General features: G+C 73.2%; 19 protein-coding genes. 16 read left to right on the plus strand and 3 right to left on the minus strand.

What is annotated here, in order from left to right:
- Window position 1: 1 nt before the first annotated feature.
- A complete protein-coding gene (locus BJ983_RS00440) occupies window positions 2–655 on the plus strand; it encodes an ATP-dependent Clp protease proteolytic subunit (RefSeq protein WP_179791989.1) in 654 nt (217 codons plus the stop codon).
- A gap of 200 nt (window positions 656–855) precedes the next feature.
- A complete protein-coding gene (gene clpX, locus BJ983_RS00445; RefSeq protein WP_179791990.1) occupies window positions 856–2,142 on the plus strand; it encodes an ATP-dependent Clp protease ATP-binding subunit ClpX in 1,287 nt (428 codons plus the stop codon).
- Window positions 2,143–2,399: 257 nt separating this feature from the next.
- Here the strand turns inward: clpX and BJ983_RS00450 are convergent, their stop codons facing one another.
- Window positions 2,400–3,329: an alpha/beta hydrolase-fold protein gene (locus tag BJ983_RS00450; RefSeq protein ID WP_179791991.1), complete on the minus strand. Its 930-nt coding sequence runs from the start codon at window positions 3,327–3,329 to the stop codon at window positions 2,400–2,402.
- 94 nt (window positions 3,330–3,423) lie between these two features.
- The gene (fdhD, locus tag BJ983_RS00455; RefSeq protein ID WP_179791992.1) at window positions 3,424–4,257 is read right to left on the minus strand and encodes a formate dehydrogenase accessory sulfurtransferase FdhD; all 834 of its coding nucleotides are present in this window, start codon (window positions 4,255–4,257) and stop codon (window positions 3,424–3,426) included.
- A 101-nt stretch (window positions 4,258–4,358) separates the two neighbouring features.
- Between fdhD and BJ983_RS00460 the strand changes: the two genes are divergently transcribed.
- The 6 genes from BJ983_RS00460 to ndk all read left to right on the plus strand — a co-directional run bounded on the left by BJ983_RS00460 (window position 4,359) and on the right by ndk (window position 9,258).
- Complete coding sequence (locus BJ983_RS00460; RefSeq protein ID WP_343053568.1) at window positions 4,359–5,714, plus strand: OFA family MFS transporter; 1,356 nt, start codon at window positions 4,359–4,361, stop codon at window positions 5,712–5,714.
- Complete coding sequence (locus BJ983_RS32630; protein ID WP_425484726.1) at window positions 5,711–5,830, plus strand: MFS transporter small subunit; 120 nt, start codon at window positions 5,711–5,713, stop codon at window positions 5,828–5,830. Before BJ983_RS00460 ends, BJ983_RS32630 begins: the two co-directional genes overlap by 4 nt.
- 22 nt (window positions 5,831–5,852) lie before the next feature.
- Window positions 5,853–7,394, plus strand: a complete 1,542-nt coding sequence (folC, locus tag BJ983_RS00465) for a bifunctional tetrahydrofolate synthase/dihydrofolate synthase (RefSeq protein WP_281376242.1) — start codon at window positions 5,853–5,855, stop codon at window positions 7,392–7,394.
- The gene (locus tag BJ983_RS00470; RefSeq protein ID WP_179791994.1) at window positions 7,391–7,783 is read left to right on the plus strand and encodes a DUF4233 domain-containing protein; all 393 of its coding nucleotides are present in this window, start codon (window positions 7,391–7,393) and stop codon (window positions 7,781–7,783) included. Before folC ends, BJ983_RS00470 begins: the two co-directional genes overlap by 4 nt.
- 17 nt (window positions 7,784–7,800) lie before the next feature.
- Complete coding sequence (locus tag BJ983_RS00475; RefSeq protein WP_179791995.1) at window positions 7,801–7,962, plus strand: hypothetical protein; 162 nt, start codon at window positions 7,801–7,803, stop codon at window positions 7,960–7,962.
- A gap of 888 nt (window positions 7,963–8,850) precedes the next feature.
- Window positions 8,851–9,258, plus strand: coding sequence for a nucleoside-diphosphate kinase (ndk, locus tag BJ983_RS00480; RefSeq protein ID WP_179791996.1), 408 nt, complete (start codon window positions 8,851–8,853; stop codon window positions 9,256–9,258).
- Window position 9,259: 1 nt separating this feature from the next.
- Here the strand turns inward: ndk and BJ983_RS00485 are convergent, their stop codons facing one another.
- Entirely contained in the window at window positions 9,260–10,156 is an 897-nt protein-coding gene (locus BJ983_RS00485; RefSeq protein ID WP_179791997.1) for an alpha/beta fold hydrolase, read from the minus strand.
- Window positions 10,157–10,215: 59 nt separating this feature from the next.
- Here BJ983_RS00485 and BJ983_RS00490 point away from each other — a divergent pair, with 59 nt between their 5' ends.
- The 8 genes from BJ983_RS00490 (at window position 10,216) to BJ983_RS00525 (ending at window position 21,511) form a co-directional block, all read left to right on the plus strand.
- Window positions 10,216–12,231 carry a TIGR03960 family B12-binding radical SAM protein gene (locus tag BJ983_RS00490; protein WP_179791998.1) on the plus strand — a complete coding sequence of 672 codons (2,016 nt, stop codon included), beginning with the start codon at window positions 10,216–10,218 and terminating at the stop codon, window positions 12,229–12,231.
- Window positions 12,228–13,109 carry a TIGR03936 family radical SAM-associated protein gene (locus BJ983_RS00495; protein ID WP_343053570.1) on the plus strand — a complete coding sequence of 294 codons (882 nt, stop codon included), beginning with the start codon at window positions 12,228–12,230 and terminating at the stop codon, window positions 13,107–13,109. Before BJ983_RS00490 ends, BJ983_RS00495 begins: the two co-directional genes overlap by 4 nt.
- Window positions 13,110–13,247: 138 nt before the next feature.
- Window positions 13,248–16,607, plus strand: coding sequence for an Rne/Rng family ribonuclease (locus tag BJ983_RS00500; protein ID WP_179791999.1), 3,360 nt, complete (start codon window positions 13,248–13,250; stop codon window positions 16,605–16,607).
- 170 nt (window positions 16,608–16,777) lie between these two features.
- Entirely contained in the window at window positions 16,778–17,077 is a 300-nt protein-coding gene (gene rplU / locus BJ983_RS00505) for a 50S ribosomal protein L21 (protein ID WP_179792000.1), read from the plus strand.
- Window positions 17,078–17,090: 13 nt separating this feature from the next.
- Window positions 17,091–17,348 carry a 50S ribosomal protein L27 gene (rpmA, locus tag BJ983_RS00510; protein WP_018335422.1) on the plus strand — a complete coding sequence of 86 codons (258 nt, stop codon included), beginning with the start codon at window positions 17,091–17,093 and terminating at the stop codon, window positions 17,346–17,348.
- 80 nt (window positions 17,349–17,428) lie between these two features.
- A complete protein-coding gene (obgE, locus tag BJ983_RS00515; protein ID WP_179792001.1) occupies window positions 17,429–18,973 on the plus strand; it encodes a GTPase ObgE in 1,545 nt (514 codons plus the stop codon).
- Window positions 18,970–20,148, plus strand: a complete 1,179-nt coding sequence (gene proB / locus BJ983_RS00520) for a glutamate 5-kinase (protein ID WP_179792002.1) — start codon at window positions 18,970–18,972, stop codon at window positions 20,146–20,148. Before obgE ends, proB begins: the two co-directional genes overlap by 4 nt.
- Window positions 20,149–20,257: 109 nt before the next feature.
- Window positions 20,258–21,511, plus strand: coding sequence for an aldehyde dehydrogenase family protein (locus tag BJ983_RS00525; protein WP_179792003.1), 1,254 nt, complete (start codon window positions 20,258–20,260; stop codon window positions 21,509–21,511).
- The last annotated feature ends 9 nt before the right edge of the window (window positions 21,512–21,520 follow it).

The following is a 21,520-nucleotide window of genomic DNA, read 5'->3' on the forward strand; positions in this document are numbered from 1 at the left end:
CATGAGTGAGCTTCACGTTCCGGGTGGGCGTGCCTCGGCGTCGCCGGAGGCCCGCTACATCCTCCCGTCGTTCGTCGAGCGGACGAGCTACGGCGTCAAGGAGTCCAACCCCTACAACAAGCTCTTCGAGGAACGCATCATCTTCCTCGGGGTGCAGATCGACGACGCGTCCGCGAACGACGTCATGGCGCAGTTGCTGTTCCTGGAGTCCAACGACCCGGACCGCGACATCACCATGTACATCAACTCGCCGGGCGGCTCGTTCACGGCGCTCATGGCGATCTACGACACCATGCAGTACGTGCGGCCCGACATCGCGACGGTCTGTCTCGGGCAGGCCGCGTCGGCCGCGGCGGTCGTGCTCGCCGCCGGTGCCCCGGGCAAGCGCCTGGCCGTGCCGAACGCGCGCGTCATGATCCACCAGCCGGCCACCGAGGGCTTCTACGGGCAGGCCTCCGACCTGGAGATCCAGGCCAACGAGATCACCCGCATGCGCCGGCTGCTCGAGTCCACCCTCGCGAACCACACGCACCGCACCGCGGAGCAGGTCCGCGCGGACATCGAGCGCGACAAGATCCTGACGGCCGACGAGGCCAAGGACTACGGGATCATCGACGACGTCGTCGCGAGCCGGAAGCTCTCGGCGAACCGGTAGCGATCCGCGGTGGGCGGTCCTCACCCGGACCGCCCACCGCGTCGCCCTTCCGGGACGGCGCGTCGCCGCCCCCGCAGGGCACACGACCAGCAGGATCGCCGCACCCCGAAGCCTCCCGCCGCGGCGGAGTGGACGGGTACGGTCAATCACGACAGCGCGCACCGTCCGGGTGCGCCGGATGGGACACGGGGTCTGCTGCGATGGCACGCATCGGTGACGGCGGGGACCTGCTGAAGTGCTCGTTCTGCGGAAAGAGCCAGAAGCAGGTCAAGAAGCTCATCGCCGGTCCAGGCGTGTACATCTGCGACGAGTGCATCGACCTCTGCAACGAGATCATCGAGGAGGAGCTCGCCGAGGCCGGTGAGGTCAAGCTCGACGAGCTCCCCAAGCCGACCGAGATCCACGAGTTCCTCGACCAGTACGTCATCGGTCAGGACGACACGAAGAAGACCCTCTCGGTCGCCGTCTACAACCACTACAAGCGGGTGCAGGCGGGGGAGAAGAACCGGGAGAACAGCCGGGGCGACGACACCGTCGAGCTCGCGAAGTCGAACATCCTCATGCTCGGCCCCACGGGCTGCGGCAAGACCTACCTCGCGCAGACGCTCGCGAAGCTGCTCAACGTGCCCTTCGCGATCGCCGACGCCACGGCCCTCACCGAGGCCGGCTACGTCGGCGAGGACGTCGAGAACATCCTGCTGAAGCTGATCCAGGCGGCGGACTACGACGTCAAGCGCGCCGAGACCGGCATCATCTACATCGACGAGGTCGACAAGATCGCGCGGAAGTCGGAGAACCCGTCGATCACGCGCGACGTCTCCGGCGAGGGCGTGCAGCAGGCGCTCCTGAAGATCCTCGAGGGCACCACGGCCAGCGTGCCCCCGCAGGGCGGGCGCAAGCACCCGCACCAGGAGTTCATCCAGATCGACACCACGAACGTCCTGTTCATCGTGGCGGGTGCGTTCGCGGGCCTCGAGAAGATCATCGCCGAGCGGGTCGGCAAGGGCGGGCTCGGCTTCGGCGCCGACATCCGCTCCAAGGCCGAGATGGAGTCCGCGGAGTCCTTCGCCGACACCATGCCCGAGGACCTCATCAAGTTCGGTCTGATCCCCGAGTTCATCGGTCGCGTGCCGGTCATGGCCTCGGTGTCGAACCTCGACCAGCCCAGCCTGGTGCAAATCCTCACCGAGCCGCGGAACGCGCTGGTGAAGCAGTACCAGAAGCTCTTCGAGATGGACGGGGTCGAGCTCGAGTTCAACCCCGAGGCCCTCGAGGCGATCGCCGACCAGGCGATCCTGCGCGGCACCGGCGCGCGTGGTCTGCGGGCCATCATGGAAGAGGTCCTCAACCCGGTCATGTACGACATCCCGAGCCGCGACGACGTGGCCAAGGTCGTCGTCACGGAGCAGACGGTGAAGGAGAACGTCAACCCGACGATCGTCCCCCGTCAGCCGGCCCGCCGGGAGCGCCGCGACAAGTCGGCCTGATCCACGTTGACCTACGGGCCGTTCGTCACCCTCGACGGGTGACGGGCGGCCCGTTCGTCGTTCCGGGGTGGTGCCCCGCCCGCCGGGGGTGACACCAGGCAGGGGCGCGGGCCGGAGAACCTGCCTCCTGTCGACCTCGCGGCCGAGCAGGTTGGGGCAGGCGCCGCAAGGTTCACGTCAGGCAGCCCGGGCGGCCGGATTCCCTGCCTGATGTGACTCTCGCGTTCCCGACGACGGGTGCGGGCGAGGGCCCGGCGCTACAGGTGCGGGTAGGTCGCCGACGAGGAGACCGGGGCGACCGGCAGGTTCGTCGGCGCCACGTGCTGACCCAGGAACGCGAAGACCTGCGGCAGGATGGTGCCGTAGTAGGAGCCGGTGTGGGCCCCGGGGCTGATCCGCGAGTACTGCGGACGGGCGAGGTCGATGTAGCGCCGGACGGCCGGGGCGAACGAGTCGCGGTCGCCGCACCACATGCCGGTCGGGGTGCCGGCGAGCTCGGGGTAGAAGCGCAGCGGGTCGTTCGCCTCCCAGTCGGCGACGCCCGCGAAGGGGCGCTTGGCGGCGACCGACCAGTCGGTGAACAGCCCGGGCGACATCGCGGCCACGGCCTTCACCGGCACCCGCCGGTCCGCGCGGGCGCGGGCGTACATGAGGGCACCGGCCCCGCCCATGGAGACGCCGGAGGCGAGGACCGGCAGGCCGCCCGTCTGCCGCGCCATCCCACGGGCCGTGAGCCAGCCCGGCAGCTCCTCGAGCAGCATCCGCATCGGGTCGTCGGTGGGACGGAAGGGATGCCAGTAGTTGTCCCCGCCGTCGAGGGCCGCGATGGCGAAGGGCGGCACCCCGGAGGCCCACGCGACGCCGAGGGCCCGCCGCATGCCGGGGTCGCCCCACCAGAGGGCGTTGCCCCCGAGGCCGTGCAGACCGACCGCGACCGGCAGCGGACGACGGTCCACCCCGGCGGGGGAGGTGATGACGAGGCGCACCGAGCGTCGACGCGCCGACGAGGCCACCCACTCGACCGTCGAGACCGCGTCCGGGGTGCGGGCGGGCCGGGGGGCGGCGGGGACGCGCTGGGGGATCGGCGCGGGGGTCTCCACCGCGGCCGCGAGGCTGGTGGCGCCGGCGGCCAGCGCACCCGCGCCGACGATCGCCCCGCCACCGAGGAGGAGCCCTCGACGGCTCACCCGGCGTCCCTGCCCCGACACGTCGTGCCCCCGTTCATGTTTCGAAACCGTCCGAACGCGGTATCGATCGTGGCTCGGGAGGACGTTACCGGTTTCAGGCGTCGATGCCGGTCACCCGCGATGCTCCGGCGTAGATGTTCATCGACCGGCCACGCAGGAAGCCGACCAGGGTCATGCCCGCGTCCTCGGCCATCTCGGCGGCGAGCGACGACGGCGCGGACACCGCGGCCAGCGCGGGGATCCCGGCCATCACGGCCTTCTGCGTCAGCTCGAACGACGCCCGTCCCGAGACCATGAGCACCGTACCGGCGGCGGGGACCGACCCGGAGAGCAGGGCGTGCCCGACGACCTTGTCCACCGCGTTGTGCCGCCCCACGTCCTCGCGGACCGCCAGCAGCGTCCCGTCGGCGCGGAAGAGCCCGGCGCCGTGCAGCCCGCCCGTCGAGTCGAACACCTTCTGCGCGGCGCGCAGGGCGTCGGGCAGGCCGAAGAGCACCTCGGCGTCGATGGTCACCGGGTCGTCGGCGGGGGAGAAGGCGGTGCGGGTGCGCACGGCGTCGAGCGACGCCTTCCCACACACCCCGCAGCTCGAGGTCGTGTAGAAGCGGCGCTCCACCGAGTCGTCCGGCGGCGCGACGCCGGGTGCGAGGGCGAGGTCGAGGACGTTGTAGGTGTTCCGGCCGGTGTCGTCGACCGAGTCGCAGTAGCGCGCCGTGGCGATGTCGTCCGCCGAGGTGATGACGCCCTCGGTCAGCAGGAAGCCGTGGACGAGCTCGACGTCGTGGCCCGGCGTCCGCATGGTCACCGCGAGCGGCTTCCCCTCGATGCGGATCTCGAGGGGTTCCTCCGCGGCCAGCGCGTCCGGGCGGCGGGACACCCCACGCTCCCGGACCCGCACCACGGGTCGACGGACGGTCACCCTGCCCACTCCGACCACACCCTTCGTCCCGAATGGCTGATTGCTCCCCCTGGTGCGATAGTGCTCCGGTCACACGCTCGTCACACACCGATCACACTCGGTTGCGCACCGTGGAGGTCGCGTTGGGATTCCTGGACCGTTCGTCCATCGTCGCACCGCCGGGATGGAGTCGCTGGCTCGTGCCGCCGGCCGCCCTCGCCGTGCACCTGTCCATCGGGCAGGCCTACGCGTGGAGCAACCTCAAGACCGGCCTGGGTGACGGGCTGGGGCTGTCGGGCACCGCGACCGCGCTGCCGTTCCAGCTCGCGATCGTCATGCTCGGCCTGTCCGCCGCCTTCGGTGGCACGACGGTCGAGCGTCGCGGCCCGCGGTGGGCGATGTTCGTGTCGATGTGCTTCTTCTCCGCCGGGTTCCTGATCTCGGCGGTGGGCCTCTTCCTCTCCCAGTTCTGGCTGGTCGTCGTCGGCTACGGCTTCTTCGGCGGCATCGGGCTGGGCATCGGCTACATCTCGCCGGTCTCGACGCTCATGAAGTGGTTCGCGGACCGGCCCGGGATGGCGACCGGCATCGCGATCATGGGCTTCGGCGGCGGCGCGCTCATCGCGGCGCCGATCGAGACCGCCCTGCTGGCGGCGTTCGGTTCGACCCCGGGCGGGCTCGGCACGACGTTCCTGCTCATGGGGGTCGGCTACGCGATCTTCATGTCGGTGGGGTGGCTGCTGATCCGCGTGCCGGCCGACGACTGGACCCCGCCGAACCCGCCGCAGCAGTCCAGGCAGGCCGCGGACACCCGGGTCGCCGTGTCGGCGGCCACGGCGATCAAGCTGCCGCAGTTCTGGTTCCTCTGGGTCGTGCTGTGCTTCAACGTGACCGCGGGCATCGGCCTGCTGGAGCGGGCGAACCCGATCTACCGCGACTTCTTCGCCGAGACCGGGCCCGCGACGCAGATCGCGGCGGCCGCCGGGGCCTTCGTCTCGATCCTGTCGCTCGCGAACATGCTCGGACGGTTCGTCTGGTCCTCCGCGTCCGACGTCATCGGCCGCAAGAACATCTACCGGATGTACCTGGGCGTCGGCGCGCTGCTCTACCTCGTCATCCTGACGCTCGGCGAGGGCAACAAGGTCGTCTTCCTCATCGCGTCGCTGCTGATCCTGTCGTTCTACGGCGCCGGGTTCGCGACGGTGCCCGCCTACCTGAAGGACCTCTTCGGCACCTACCAGGTCGGCGCCATCCACGGACGTCTGCTGACGGCGTGGTCGGCCGCGGGCGTGCTCGGCCCGCTCGTGGTCAACGCCATCGTCGACGCCCAGGGCGACGTCCCCGGGCCCGGCAAGTACAGCGTGTCCTTCATGATCATGATCGGTCTGCTCGTCGTCGGGTTCATCTCGAACGAGCTCATCAAGCCGGTCGACCCGAAGCACTACGTCGGCACCGAGGCCCCGGTGCGTGAGGAGGCGGCACGATGAGCCAGGCGACGGGCGGGTCCCGCCAGGTGTTGATGGTGCTGGCGTGGCTGTGGGTGCTGGTCCCGTTCCTCTACGGGGTGTACCAGCTGGTGATCAAGATTCCGGCGCTGTTCTGAGCGGGTCGTAGGATCGGGTTCGATGCGCTACGAGCCCCACACCTTCGACGCGGACGCCGCGGGCGACACCGACCCGGACGAGATCGCGCAGTTCCTCGCAGCCGCGGGGGGCGACACGACGCCGGGCGGTGGCGCCCTGATGGACGCCATGGTCCGCACCGGTCCCGACGACGAGGCCGTCCCGGCGGCCGAGCACGACACGGCCGAGGACCTCGCCGCGCTGCGCGAGGTCGAGACCGAGCTGGACCGGCGGTGGCCGGAGACGCGGATCGCGCCCTCGCTGGACCGCATCCGGGCTCTCTGCGACGTCCTCGGCGAGCCGCAGCGGTCGTACCCCGTCGTCCACGTCGCGGGCACGAACGGCAAGTCCTCGGTGACCCGCATGATCGACGCGCTGCTCACCCGGATCGGCCCGCGCACCGGGCGCTACACGAGCCCGCACCTGCAGCTGGTCACCGAGCGGATCGCGCTGGACGGCCGGCCGATCTCGGCGCGGCGCTACGTGGAGACGTGGCAGGAGATCGCGCCCTACGTCGGGGTGGTCGACCGGGCGCGCGACGCCGTCGACGGGGTGCACTGCTCGAAGTTCGAGGTCCTCACCGCCATGGCCTTCGCCGCGTTCGCCGACGCCCCGGTCGACGTCGGCGTGATCGAGACCGGGCTCGGCGGCTCCTGGGACGCCACCAACGTCGCCGACGCGGCGGTCGCGGCGATCACCCCGATCGGCCTCGACCACCAGGAGTACCTGGGGTCGGACATCCTCGACATCGCGCGCGAGAAGGCCGGGATCATCAAGCCGGGGTCGGTGGCGCTGCTCGCCCAGCAGACCCCCGAGGTGGCCCAGGTGCTCCTCGAGCGGGCCGTCGAGGTCGACGCCGAGGTCGCGCGGTCCGGGGTCGAGTTCGGCGTCCTGGAGCGCTCCGTCGCGGTGGGCGGGCAGCAGCTGCGCCTGCAGGGCCTCGGCGGCGAGTACGACGACATCTACCTGCCGCTGTTCGGCGAGCACCAGGCCGGCAACGCCGCGCTCGCCCTCGCCGCCGTCGAGGCGTTCTTCGGGGCCGGCTCCTCGCGCCGGCTCGACCTCGAGGCGGTGCGCGACGCGTTCGCGGCGGTCCGCGTGCCCGGACGCCTCGAGCGGCTCCGCTCGGCGCCCACGGTCGTCGTCGACGCCGCGCACAACCCGCACGGTGCGGCCGCCGCGGCCGCCGCGGTGAAGGCCGAGTTCAGCTTCCGCCGCCTCGTCGGGGTCGTCGCGATCATGGCCGACAAGGACGCCGACGGCATCCTCGCCGCCCTCGAGCCCATCTTCGACGAGGTCGTCGTGACCGGGATGTCCTCGCCCCGTGCGATGGACCCCGATCAGCTGGGCGCGCTCGCCGTCGCCCGCTTCGGCTCCGAGCGGGTCGTGGTCGAGACGCGCATGGACGCCGCCCTGGAGACCGCGATCTCGATGTCCGAGGAGACCTCCGACGACGGGGCCGCCGCCGGCGGCGGGGTCCTCGTCATCGGCTCCGTGGTCGCGGCCGGCGAGGCCCGCACGCTGCTCGGACGGGAGCCCGCGTGAGCACCCCGGACGACGCCCCGGAGGAGCTGGTCCGACCCCCGGACCCGCGCCGCGCCTTCCGCGGCCCGGCCTCGGCATGCCTCGTGCTCGAGGCGATCGCGGTGCCGCTGGTGCTGCCGGTGATGAACTACGTCGAGGGCGGCATCACCGCCGCGAAGCTGGTGCTCGTCGTGGTCCTGACCGTCGGGATGATCGTCGGCTGCGTCGTGATCCTGAGGCCGTGGGGGCTGCCCTTCGCGGTCGGGCTGCAGGTCGTCATGCTGCTCGGCTGGGTGCTGTCGCCCTCCCTGGGCGTGCTCGGTCTGATCTTCTGCCTGGTCTGGGGCCTGATGCTCTGGATGCGCCGTGAGGTGATTCGTCGGCAGGAGGCCTGGTTCGCCCCGCAGTGAGCTGCGAGGGTGGGCCGATGGGCTCCGACAACCGCGCCCGCCGCGCGCAGCGCTCGCGGGACAAGACGCGTGAGGTCCGCCGGATGCGGCGGACCGCCGTCGAGATCGACGACGTCGACCGGGACGAGTTCGAGCGGCGTGTCCCCGAGGATCCCCTGCCGGACGCGCTAGGCAGATGATCATGCCGAGCGCGACGAGCGCCGATGTCGCACTCGACACGATCACATGCCTAGCCGTCCGATGGGCGGGAACCGTCCCGGCCCCCGCGGAGTCCGAGCGGATGTGGACACCAGTCGCCCGTTCCGTCATACCGACCTCGTCGCGTCCGGGGCTCTGACCCGTCACCACCTCGTCGACGGCCGCTTCACCACGCTCTTCGCGGGCGTGTCCGTGGACCGCGGCGTCGTGGTCACGATGGCTGTGCTCGTATCGCGGCGAGCCGGAACCGGACGAGGTGACCGAACGCTGCGGGGTGCGCCTCTCGTCACCAGCGAGAACGGCCTACGACGTCGCCAGATGGCTCCCACGAGGCGAGGCCGTCGTCCTGGTCGATGCCCTCGCACGCGTCACGGGTCTCGAGGTGGCGGCGGTCCGGGCGCTGGCCGCGCGACATCCGGGGGATCGGGACGTGCGGAGGGTCGAGCCGGTCCTCGCGTGGGTCGAGCCCCGGAGCCCGGACGAGGACGCCTCGCGGCGACGTGTGCGGCTCCTGGCACGCGGTGTGCCCGTGCCGCGCGTCGAGCAGTGTCTCCTCGACGCGCGGGGCGACGTCGTGGCCCGGCTCGCACTGGCGTGGCCGGAGGCGCGCACGGGGATCGCCGTCGCACCAGGGGTCCGGGACCGGGCCCGGTCGATCGGGTGGGAGGTCGTGACGCCGGCCGTGGGAGTGACCTCCGACGAGCTCGTCCGTTGGGTGACCCGCTCGTTCGACCGGTGGGACCCGGCACGACGGCTCGGCATGCCCCTGACGCTCCGCCTCCCGCCGGCGGCGGAGCCGGACGGAGTGTGCGACGACGGTCTCAGTAGGCTCGTACCGGACTGTCGATGAGTGAACAGAGAGGAGCGCCGTGTCCGACGAGCGCACCCTGGTGCTGGTGAAGCCGGACGGCGTGCAGCGCGGACTGGTCGGTGAGGTCATCTCGCGCATCGAGCGCAAGGGCCTGCGGCTGGTCGCGCTGGAGCTGAAGGACGTCGAGCGGTCGGTGGCCGAGCAGCACTACGCCGAGCACGCCGAGCGCCCGTTCTTCGGGGAACTCATCGAGTTCATCACCTCGGGCAAGGTGGCCGCGATGGTCGTCGAGGGCCCGCGCGCGATCGCCGCGTTCCGGCAGATCGCCGGTGGCACGGACCCGGTGGAGAAGGCCACGCCCGGCTCGCTGCGCGGTGACCTGGCGCTGGAGACCGGGTCGAACATCGTGCACGGCTCGGACTCGCCGGAGTCGGCCGAGCGCGAGATCAAGCTCTGGTTCGGCTGACCTACCCGGTCGAGCTCCGCTCCGCTGCGTCTCCCACCCGCACGATCCCGTCCACGACGGCGGGCCACGAGGCCCGCGCCAGGTCGTGACCCATCCCCGGCAGCTCGAGGAGCTCGGCGCCGGGGATGGCGGCGGCGGTCGCCCGGCCGCCGCTGGGACGGATCACGGTGTCGTCGGCCCCGTGGATCACCAGCGCCGGCACCGACAGCGCGCGCAGGTCCGCGGTGCGGTCCCGCTCGCCCACGCACGCCGCGAGCTGACGGCCACCGCCCTGCCCGTCGTGCGCGACGGTCGCCTCCCGGCCGGCCGCGCGCCGCATGGTCACGCGCACGTCCTCGTCGTCCTCGGCCGTGCGGGTCGCGGAGCCGATGCGGCGGAAGGCGCGGACCATGTCCTCGACGGGGTCGCCCGCGGCGGGGCGCAGGAAGTCCGGCACGCGACGCCACGAGACCTTCCCGGTCCGCCCGTCGCCCGGCCGCCCCATGATCGAGGTCAGCGACAGCGTGCGCCCGGGGTGCCGGATCGCGACCTCCTGGGCCACCATCGCGCCGAGCGAGGCCCCGACGACGTGGGCGGCCCCGCCGTGGGCGTCGATCACGGCCGCGGCGTCGTCGGCCATGTCGCCCAGCGAGTAGACCGGACGCGCCCGTCTCGTCAGGAAGCCCCAGGCCGAGATGCCGGCCCCGGAGAGGTGCGACGAGCGCCCGACGTCGCGGTTGTCGAAGCGCACGACCCGGCGCCCGCGCGCGGCGAGCTCGTCGCAGAAGTCCTCGCGCCACCAGTCGTAGCTCAGGCCGAGGCCCATGATCAGCAGCACCGGCGGATCGGCGGCGTCACCCGTCGTCGTGGTGCAGATCCGCAGGTCGCCGGAGCGGACGAAGCGCTCGGTGCCGGTCACGACAGATCGTTCGGCCGTGCCCGCAGCACGGTTCAGGAGCACGTTTACCCTGGAGAACCATGTCCGTCGATGTCACGACCTCGCCGGAGTCGGTGTACGACCGGCTCGAGCCGCTGCTGCCCCGGGTGCGCAAACCCGTGCAGTACGTCGGTGGTGAGCGCAACGCGACGGTGACCCCGTGGGAGGACGCCGAGGTCCACTGGGCGCTCTGCTACCCCGACGCCTACGAGGTCGGCCTCCCCAACCAGGGCCTCATGATCCTCTACGAGGTCCTCAACGAGCGGCCGGACGCGCTCGCCGAGCGCACCTACGCCGTGTGGCCGGACCTCGCCGCGCTGATGCGCGAGCACGGGGTCCCGCAGTTCACGGTGGACGGGCACCGGCCGGTGGCGGCGTTCGACGTCCTCGGCGTCTCCTTCGCCACCGAGCTCGGCTACACGAACCTGCTCGAGATCCTCGACCTCGCCGGCATCCCGCTGCACGCGGCCGACCGCACGGTCGAGCACCCGCTCGTGCTCGCCGGCGGGCACGCGGCCTTCAACCCCGAGCCGATCGCCGACTTCGTGGACATCGTCGCCCTCGGGGACGGCGAGGAGGTCGTCGGCGACATCACCGACGTGGTGAAGGCGGCCAAGGCCGAGGGCCTGTCCCGGCACGCGACGCTCGAGCGGCTCGCCGGCGTCCCCGGCGTCTACGTCCCGGCGCTCTACGCCGTCGACTACCACGACGACGGGTCGATCGCGGCCGTGCGCCCGACCTCCCCGGCCGCGCCGCAGCGCATCCACAAGCGCACCACGAGCGACCTGGACGACTGGCCCTACCCCAAGGCGCCGCTGGTGCCGATGGCCGAGACCGTCCACGAGCGGATGAGCGTCGAGATCTTCCGCGGCTGCACCCGCGGGTGCCGGTTCTGCCAGGCGGGGATGATCACCCGCCCGGTGCGTGAGCGCTCGAAGCAGGGCGTCTCGGAGATGGTCGAGGCCGGACTGCAGGCCTCCGGCTACTCCGAGGTGGGCCTGCTGTCGCTCTCCAGCGCGGACCACTCGGAGATCGGCGAGATCGCCAAGGGCCTCGCCGACCGCTACGAGGGCACCGGCACCGGGCTCTCCCTGCCCTCCACCCGCGTCGACGCCTTCAACGTCGACCTCGCCGAGGAGCTGACCCGCTCCGGACGACGCTCGGGCCTCACGTTCGCCCCCGAGGGCGGCTCGGAGCGGCTGCGCCGGGTGATCAACAAGATGGTCTCCGAGGAGGAGCTCATCGCGACCGTCGCCACCGCGTACGAGCACGGCTGGCGCCAGGTCAAGCTCTACTTCATGTGCGGGCTCCCCACCGAGACCGACGAGGACGTGCTCCAGATCGCGACGATGGCCCACGAGGTCGTCCGCACCGGGCGGAAGGCCGCCGGGCGCGGGGACGTGCGGGCCACGGTGTCGATCGGCGCCTTCGTCCCGAAGCCGCACACCCCCTTCCAGTGGGCGGCGCAGACCGCGCCCGAGGTGGTCGACTCCCGGCTGCGCCAGCTCCGTGAGGCGATCAACTCCGACCGCTCGCTGGGTCGCAACGTCGGCCTGCGCTACCACGACGGACAGCCCTCGCTGATCGAGGGACTGCTCTCGCGGGGCGACCGCCGCGTCGGCCGGGTGATCGAGGCGGTCTGGCGCGACGGCGGGCACTTCGACGGCTGGAGCGAGTACTTCTCCTTCGAGCGCTGGGAGACCGCCGCCGCCGAGGCGCTGCCCCCGCAGGGCGTGGACCTGTTCTGGTTCACCACGCGCGAGCGCGACCAGCACGAGGTCCTGCCCTGGGACCACCTCGACTCCGGGCTGGACCGCGGGTGGCTGTGGGACGACTGGCAGGACGCGCTGGACTCCCGGGAGCAGGACGACTGCCGCTGGACGCCGTGCTTCGACTGCGGCGTCTGCCCGCAGATGGGCACCGAGATCCAGATCGGCCCGACGGCGGGTGCGATGGCCCCGGGCCGCATGCTGCCGCTCACCCCGGTCGAGACCCGGACGTCGACCCCCGTGCACAACCCCCGGCTGGACGGAGCCGCGGGGCAGGGAACGGCGTGAGCTACAAGGGCGAGGCCGCGCACCCCTCGGCGCCGACCGTCGCGAAGGTCCGGATGCGGTTCGCGAAGCGCGGCCGCGCCCGGTTCAGCTCCCACCGCGACGTCGCCCGCGCGATGGAGTGGGCCCTGCGCCGGGCCGGGGTGCCGGTGTCGCTGTCCCAGGGGTTCAGCCCGCACCCGCGGCTGTCCTGGATCGGGGCCTCGCCGACCGGGGCCGCGAGCGAGGCCGAGTTCGTCGAGATCGGGCTCACACGCGACCTCGAGCCGGAGGCCGTCGGCCGCGAGGTCGGCGCGGTGCTGCCGGAGGGGCTCGTCGTGCTCGACGTGGTGCGCTCCGGGCCCGGGGCGCTGGCCGACCGGATCGACGGCAGCGCCTGGCGCATCGAGCTGCCCGGGGTGGAGCCGGGGACGCTGCGGGCCGCGGTGACGGCGCTGCTGGACTCCGACGTCGTCGAGGTCGAGCGGATGACCAAGAACGGTCCGCGGACGCTGGACGTGCGGACGGCGATCGTGTCGATCACCGTCGACGGAGCGGAGCGGAGCTCGGCCCGGATCTCCGTCGACGACGTCACGGACCCGCACGACGAGCGTCACCCGAACGATGAACCACTCGCGCACGACACGCCGTCGACACGCCCGCCGGTCGAGAACGACCGCCGAGCGCATGCACGATCGGCGGTGTGTGGGACACTGTCGACGGTCGTACGGCACACCACGCCGGCCGTGCGACCCGACGACGTGGTGAGCGCGCTGCGTATCGTCGCCGGGCTGGAGCCGCCCGTCCCCGTCAGATCGACGAGGACGGCGCAGGGCCGGCTCGACGACGACGGAACGCTGCTCGACCCGCTCGAGGCGGACCGCGACCCGATCGGTCGCTGACCCGCACCGCGCGGCACGTCCCGGATTTCCCGGTGGACGCCCGCCCGACGGACGGACGCCCACCGGCCAGGCGAGACCACGCGATGCCCTCGTGTGGCCGCGACCGCCCAGGTCGCGCCCGGGGGCCGAAGGAGTTGCATGTCCGAGAACGACGCACACCCCGAGGCGTCATCACTGCCCGTCGACCCCGCGACGGGCAGTCCGGGGCGACCCGACGCGGCCGCCCTCGCGGCCCTGCCCGAGAAGCTGCGGGTCCACGCGCTGGCCCGCCTCGTCGGGTCCTCCAGCCGTGAGGTGCTGGCCCTGCTGGCCCGGCTCGAGGTGCCCGCGCGCAGCGCCCAGTCCAGCGTCGACCGCGCCACGGTCTCGCAGGTGGTGGAGACGTTCTTCCCCAGCGAGCAGCCGACCCCCGCGGCCGTCGAGGACGCGATCGAGGCGTCGGAGGCGACGGTCGTGCCCGAGACGCTCCCCGACATCCCCGCGGACCTGACGCTCGACGACCCGGTGGCCGACGCCGAGCCGCGCGTCACCGGTGCGGCCGCGCCGACCGCGCCCGCCGCACTCTTCCTGGCCCCGGACGTCGCCACGCCCGCGGCCCCGGCCACCGAGGAGGGCGAGAGCGGCGGTGGCCGCCGCCGTCGTCGGAGCAGCCGCACCGCCGGCGTCGTGACGCCGGGTCAGGGCGACGCCGCGCCCGCCGCGGAGCGTCCCGCCGAGCACACCGCGGACGAGGACACCACGGCGGGCTCCGGGCCCGCCGTCGACGGGACCGACGCCGAGGGCGACGACGAGTCCGGCCGCCGCCGCCGTCGTCGGGGACGTCGCGGTCGCGGCCGGGGCCGCGGGGGCGACGAGGCGAACGGCGACGACGAGGCCTCCGACGAGTCCGAGGACACCGACGAGACCGAGGACGGCGACGAGCAGGACGCCGACGACTCCGAGGACCAGGGCGAGGGCGCGTCCGACGAGGGCTCGTCCGAGTCGGGCTCCTCGCGCCGCCGTCGGCGCCGCCGCCGGCGTGGCTCGGACGACTCGTCCGACGGCCCGGCGACGAACGACGACCCGCCGAACACCGTCACCCACGTCCGCGAGAAGGCGGAGAAGGCCGAGAAGGAGCGGTCCGAGTCGCGGCGCTCGAGCGACGACGAGGTCAAGGGCGTCAAGGGCTCGACCCGCCTCGAGGCGAAGCGCCAGCGGCGTCGCGACGGCCGGGAGGCCGGTCGCCGCCGCCCGTCGATCCTCTCCGAGTCCGAGTTCCTGGCCCGCCGCGAGGCCGTCGAGCGCACCATGGTCGTGCGCCAGCAGGCCGACCGGAACCAGATCGGCGTCCTCGAGGACGGCGTGCTCGTCGAGCACTTCGTCGCGGGCAGCGGCCAGAACTCGATGGTCGGCAACGTCTACCTCGGCCGCGTGCAGAACGTGCTGCCCTCGATGGAGGCCGCGTTCGTCGACATCGGCCGCGGCCGCAACGCGGTCCTCTACGCCGGCGAGGTCAACTGGGACGCCGCCGGTCTCGACGGCAAGCAGCGCAAGATCGAGCACGCCCTGTCCTCCGGCGACGCGGTGCTGGTCCAGGTGACCAAGGACCCGGTCGGGCACAAGGGCGCGCGCCTCACCACGCAGATCAGCCTGCCCGGCCGCTTCCTCGTCTACGTCCCCGGCGGCGGCGCCACCGGCATCAGCCGCAAGCTCCCCGAGCCGGAGCGCAAGCGGCTCAAGGAGATCCTCAAGCGGATCGTCCCCGACGAGGCCGGCGTCATCATCCGCACGGCCGCGGAGGGCATCGAGGAGGACGAGCTCGAGGCCGACGTGCGCCGCCTGGCGGCGCAGTGGGAGGTCATCGAGAAGACCGGCCAGGAGGCCGCCGAGGGCAAGGGCAAGGGCGGCAAGAAGTCCGGCCCGAAGGCGCCCTCGCTGGTGCACGAGGAGCCCGACCTGCTGATCCGGGTCGTGCGCGACATGTTCAACGAGGACTTCTCCTCGCTGGTCATCTCCGGCGAGCAGGCGTGGGAGACCCTCGAGGGCTACATCTCGCACGTGGCCCCCGAGCTGGTGCCGCGGCTCTCGCGCCACATCGGCCCCGAGGACGTGTTCAGTGCCTACCGGATCGACGAGCAGCTGATGAAGGCCCTCGACCGCAAGGTCTGGCTGCCCTCGGGCGGCACGCTGGTGATCGACCGCACCGAGGCCATGACGGTGGTCGACGTCAACACCGGCAAGTTCACCGGCTCCGGGGGCAACCTCGAGGAGACGGTCACCCGGAACAACCTCGAGGCCGCCGAGGAGGTCGTGCGCCAGCTCCGGCTCCGCGACATCGGCGGCATGATCGTCATCGACTTCATCGACATGGTCCTCGAGTCGAACCGCGACCTCGTGCTGCGCCGGCTCACCGAGTGCCTCGGCCGGGACCGCACCCGCCACCAGGTCGCCGAGGTCACCTCGCTGGGCCTCGTGCAGATGACCCGCAAGCGCGTCGGCCAGGGCCTGCTCGACGAGTTCTCCACGGTCTGCGAGCACTGCAAGGGCCGCGGCGTGATCGTGCAGAGCGAGCCCGTCTTCGGCGCCACCGGCGGGCACACCCACGAGCCGGCGAAGGCCACCGCGACGGCGGCGGTCGCCGCTGCGGCCCCGGCCGACGCCGGCTCCGAGACGTCGGGCGGGTCCGCCGGCTCGAACGGCTCGGGTGGTTCCGGGCGTCGCCGTGGCCGGGGCCGACGTGGCGCGTCGTCCGAGGGCGGTTCGCCGGGCGCCGTCGCGGCGACCGCGAACGGGCACGACGGCCCGGTTCCCAGCCCCGCGGACGTGGCGGCCCGCTGGACCTCGTCCGCGGACGGGACGTCGGAGGCCGCCGGCTCCGAGGTGGAGCTCGAGACCGAGCTCGCCGAGTCGTCGACCGGGTCGGTCGAGGCCGTGGCGGACACCGCCGTCGCGACGCAGCCCGACGCGGACGCCGAGGCGACCGCGGAGGCCGTGGGCGAGCCGGAGGTGGCCCTGGAGGCCGACCTGGCGGAGGAGTCGACCGGCGAGGCCGACAACGCCGGTGAGGCGGCGGGTGAGCCGGTCGAGACCGCGCTGGCCGCGACCGCGGACGGCGCACCCGAGGACGCCACGCCGGCGGGGGCGATCGACGGCACCCCGGGCGACACCGACCCGACGTCCGACGAGGCGGCCCCGGAGGCCGTGGCCGAGGAACCCGAGGTCGCCCTCGAGGCCGACCTCGCCGAGGAGTCGACGGGATCCCCGGAGGCCGACGTGCCGGCCGCCGCGGCCCCGGCGTCGGCCGGTCCGGTGTCCGAGGAGCCCGACCAGCCCGAGGAGCCGTTCATCACCGGGCGGATCGGGGCGATGGCCCCGCCGAAGCCCGTGGTGGAGCCGGAGGACGAGGAGCCCGAGGCGGCCGCACCCGGCGTCGGGAACGGCGAGCCCGCGCCGAAGCGGCAGCGTCGGCGGGCCGCGTCCCGCCCGGCGGGGCCGCCGGTGGCGGTCGGCGGGAACTGATCACCCGACGCCGGCCCGGCGACCCCGGACACGGGGGAGCCGGACCGGCCGGGTATCGTGGAGCGAGCAGTGCCGGGGTGCACCACGTCGGCACACGGTGAGGCGCCCTCGGGGGCGGGCCTCCCGACCCCAGAGAAGAACGTCCAGTACGACAGGAGCCTGCGTCCGAGATGTACGCGATCGTGAAGACCGGCGGCAAGCAGTACAAGGTCGCGGTCGGCGACGTCCTCGACGTGGAGCTGCTGGACGGCGACTCGGTCGACCTGCAGCCCGTGCTCGTGGTCGACGGTTCGACCGTCCTGTCCTCCGCCGACGACCTCGCCAAGGTCTCCATCACCGGCACCGTCCGCGGTGAGGCGAAGGGCCCGAAGATCAAGATCATGAAGTACAAGAACAAGACCGGCTACAAGCGGCGCGTCGGCCACCGTCAGCGCTACAGCCAGGTCGAGATCACCGGCATCTCGAAGTAGGGGAGCGGAACACATGGCTCACAAGAAGGGTGCATCCAGCTCCCGCAACGGTCGCGACTCCAACGCCCAGCGGCTCGGGGTCAAGCGCTTCGGCGGCCAGGTCGTCAAGGCCGGCGAGATCCTCGTCCGCCAGCGCGGCACCAAGTTCCACCCGGGCGTCGGCGTGGGTCGCGGCGGCGACGACACGCTGTTCGCCCTGATCCCGGGCGCCGTCACCTTCGGCACGAAGGCCGGGCGCAAGAACGTCAACATCGTGCCGGTCGAGGCCTGAGCCTCCTCCAGCACCAGCAGCACCAGTCGAGGGGCGGGCCCGATCGGGTCCGCCCCTTCGTCTGTGTCGAGGAAGGCACCATGGCTCGATTCATCGACCGCGTGACGCTCCACGTGACCGCCGGCTCCGGCGGCCACGGGTGCGCCTCGATCCGCCGCGAGAAGTTCGTGCCGCTCGGCGGCCCGGACGGCGGGAACGGGGGCCGCGGCGGGGACGTCGTGCTCGTCGCCGACCCCGGGGTCCACACGCTCCTGGACTTCCACCACCGCCCGCACGCGGTGGCCGGGAACGGCAAGCCCGGGATGGGCGCCTTCCGCAACGGCGCGAACGCCGAGGACATCGAGCTCGCCGTGCCCGAGGGCACCGTCGTGATGTCCCCGGAGGGCGAGGTGCTGGGCGACCTCAACGTGCCCGGCATGCGGTACGTCGCCGTCGCCGGTGGACGTGGGGGCCTCGGCAACGCCGCCCTCGCGGGCCCGACCCGCAAGGCGCCCGGCTTCGCCCTGCTCGGCGAGCCGGGGGACAGCCGCGACCTCGTGCTCGAGCTGCGGTCGATGGCGGACGTCGGGCTGCTGGGTTTCCCCAGCGCCGGCAAGTCGTCGCTGGTCTCCGCGCTCTCTGCTGCCCGCCCGAAGATCGCCGACTACCCGTTCACCACGTTGACGCCGCACCTCGGCGTGGTGAGCGCCGGGGACTCGACGTTCACCGTCGCCGACGTGCCGGGCCTCATCCCGGGCGCCTCCGGGGGCAAGGGACTGGGGCTGGACTTCCTCCGGCACATCGAGCGGTGCTCGGTGCTGGTGCACGTCGTCGACTGCGCGACCTTCGAGTCCGACCGCGACCCGGTCTCCGACATCCGGGCGCTCGAGGCCGAGCTCGCCGCCTACACGCCCGCCCTGGGCACCGACCTCTCCGAGCGGCCGCGGATCGTCGCGCTGAACAAGATGGACGTGCCCGACGCCGCCGACCTCGCCGAGCTGGTGCGGCCGGACGTCGAGGCGTTCGGCTGGCCCGTCGTCGAGATCTCCACGGCCGCGCACACCGGGCTGCGGGAGCTGACCTTCCTCATGGCGGGCGCGGTGGAGGAGGCCCGCCGCACGGCGCTGGTCACCGTGCCGCCGCGGGTCGTGCTGCGTCCGAAGGCGGTGGACGACGCCGGGTACACCGTTGCACCCGACCCCTCGGTCGACCCCTCCGAGGGCCCGGCCTGGGTGGTGCGCGGCGAGAAGCCGGAGCGCTGGGTGCGCCAGACCGACTTCGCCAACGACGAGGCCGTGGGCTACCTCGCCGACCGGCTCGCGAAGCTCGGCGTCGAGGAGTCGCTGGCGGAGGCGGGCGCCTCGCCGGGCGACATGGTGACCATCGGGGTGCACACCTTCGACTGGGAGCCCTCGACGCCGGCCGGTGTGGCGGCCCTCGGGTCACCGGTCCAGTCGGGCAACCGCGGCACCGACGTGCGGCTGGACGGCGTCGGTCGGGCGGACCGCTCCTCGGCGGCCGAGCGCAAGGCCGCGCGCGGCGAGCGCCGTCGGCACCGGGACGACAGCGAACTCGGTGTCGCCTCGTGGGCGGACGGAGGAGAGTCCGTGTCGTGGGAGAACCTGGCCGCGCTGGACGAGGAGTGACGACGGTCGACCCCGGTGCGGGCTCGGCGCGCACCGCGGTGCAGGACGCGCGCCGGCTCGTGGTCAAGGTCGGCTCGTCCTCGCTGACCAGCGTGTCCGGCGGGCTCGACGTGAGTCGGCTGGACGCCCTGGTCGACGCCGTGGCCGCACGCGCCGCCACCGGTACCCAGGTGATCCTCGTGTCGTCCGGCGCGATCGCGGCGGGTCTGTCCCCGCTGGGCCTCGCGCGGCGACCCCGGGACCTCGCCACGCAGCAGGCCGCCGCGTCGGTCGGCCAGCTCCATCTCACCCGCGCCTACGCCGACGCGTTCGCCCGCCACGAGCGCGTCGTCGGGCAGGTGCTCCTGACCAGCCACGACGTCGTCCGGCGCGCCCCCTATCGCAACGCGCAGCGGACGTTCGAGCGGCTGCTCGGGCTCGGGGTGGTGCCGGTGGTGAACGAGAACGACACCGTGGCCACCGACGAGATCCGGTTCGGCGACAACGACCGGCTCGCGGCCCTCGTGGCCCACATCGTCGGCGCGGACGCCCTGGTCCTGCTCTCCGACGTCGACGGCGTCTACGACGACGACCCCCGCGCGCCCGGCGCCGCGATGATCGACGAGGTGCACGGGATGGCCGACCTCGCGGCCGTGCGGGTCGTGAAGCCCGGCGCCGCCTCGGTGGGGACGGGCGGCATGGCCTCGAAGCTCGCCGCCGCGGACCTCGCGTCCGGGGCGGGCGTCCCGGTGCTCGTCGCCGGGGCGACCCACGCCGCGGCCGCCCTCGGGCCCGGCGACGTGGGGACCGTGTTCGCCCCCACCGGACCGCGCCTGTCGGCCCGCCGCTTCTGGCTCCGGCACATGGCGGGTTCGCGCGGACGGCTCCATCTCGACGACGGAGCGGTGCGGGCGGTGACCTCGGGCGCCGCCACGACGCGGCGCTCCTTACTCGCGGCCGGCATCACGGGCTCCGACGGCGACTTCGAGGCGGGCGACGTGGTCGAGCTCGTCGGCCCGCGGGGCGAGACGGTGGCCCGTGGGGTGGTGGCCTTCGACTCCGAGGAGATGCCGGAGCTCGTGGGCCGCAAGACCCGCGACCTCGCCCCGGAACAGCGCCGCGAGGTCGTGCACGCCGACGACCTGGTGCCGGTCGGCCGACGGTCGGTGCCGGAGTCGGTGTCCTCGGCGCCCTGACGTCAGCGGTGGCCCACGGCTGACACGGGACGTCAGCGGTGGCCCACGGCTGACGCCGACCCGACCCGCCGTCGGGAAAGGCGCAGGACGAGATCGGCATACTGGTCCGATGCGCACTCCCGCCGACATCGTGACCGACTGTGGTGAGCGCGCGGCCGCGGCCGCGCCGGCGATGGCGGCGGCGGACGACGGGCAGATCGCCGCGGCGCTGCGGGGGATGGCCGACCTGCTGGTGTCGAAGGCGCCGACGCTCGCCGTCGCGAACAGTGCCGACCTCGCCGCGGCGCAGGACGCGGGGATGACGGGCGCGCTGCTCGACCGGCTCCGGCTCGACGAGGACCGCCTGGCCACGATCGCCGAGTCGCTGCGGGTACTGGCCGACGTACCGGTGCCGCCGCGCGACACCGTGGTGGAGGAGCGGCCGGACGGGCTGCGGCTGATCGAGCGTCGGCGCCCGGTCGGGGTGATCGGCGCGAACTTCGAGGCGCGGCCGAACGTCGTGGTCGACGTCGCGTCGCAGCTGGTGAAGTCGCGCAACGCGGGCGTGCTGCGCACCGGCGGGGCGGCCCTGGCCTCGGCGAGCGCGCTGATGGCGGACGTCGTCGGGCCGGCGCTGGCGGCGGCCGGTCTGCCGGCGGACGCGGTGACGCTGGTCGGCGACGCGAGCCGCGAGTGCGCGGTCGAACTGGTGCGCCGCCCGGGGCTCATCCCGCTGGTGATCCTGCGCGGGTCGGGGGAGACGACCCGGTCGCTCGGGCTGGAGGCCGCCCAGCACGGCGTCCGAACGCTGGCCCACGCCGACGGCGGCGGTGTGCTCTACGTCGACCGCGCGGCGGACCCGGAGCTGACGACGGCGCTGGTCACGGGGTCGGTCGACCGGCTCGGCGTCTGCAACCGGCTGAACCTGCTGCTCGTGGACGCCCCGCAGTGGGACACGGTCATGCCGGTCCTGGTCAAGCTGCTCGCCGACGCCGGGGTGACCGCCTCGCTGCCCCCGCACGAGCACGCCCTCGGCCACGAGTGGGCGCTCGACGACGGCCACGAGGCGACCGTGACCGTCGCGCCCGCGCAGGGCCCGGCCGATGCGGCGGCGATCGCGAACCGCGAGACGTCGGGCTTGGCCGCCACGGTGGTCACCGCTGACGAGGCCGCGGCGCGCACCTTCCTCGACACCTACGCGGGGACCGGCGCCTTCTGGAACGCCACCACGCGGCTGCTCGACGGATTCAAGCTGCGGCGCGTGCCCGAGACCGGCATCAACGTCGACCACGTGCCCGGCCCGCGCGGCCCGGTGGTGTTCACCGACCTCGTGCTGCGCCAGTTCGTGGTGGTCCCGGCGTCGACGGCGGTCGGCCTGGCGTGACGGGCGGGT

Source organism: Actinomycetospora corticicola (assembly GCF_013409505.1).
GTDB classification, from domain to species: domain Bacteria; phylum Actinomycetota; class Actinomycetes; order Mycobacteriales; family Pseudonocardiaceae; genus Actinomycetospora; species Actinomycetospora corticicola.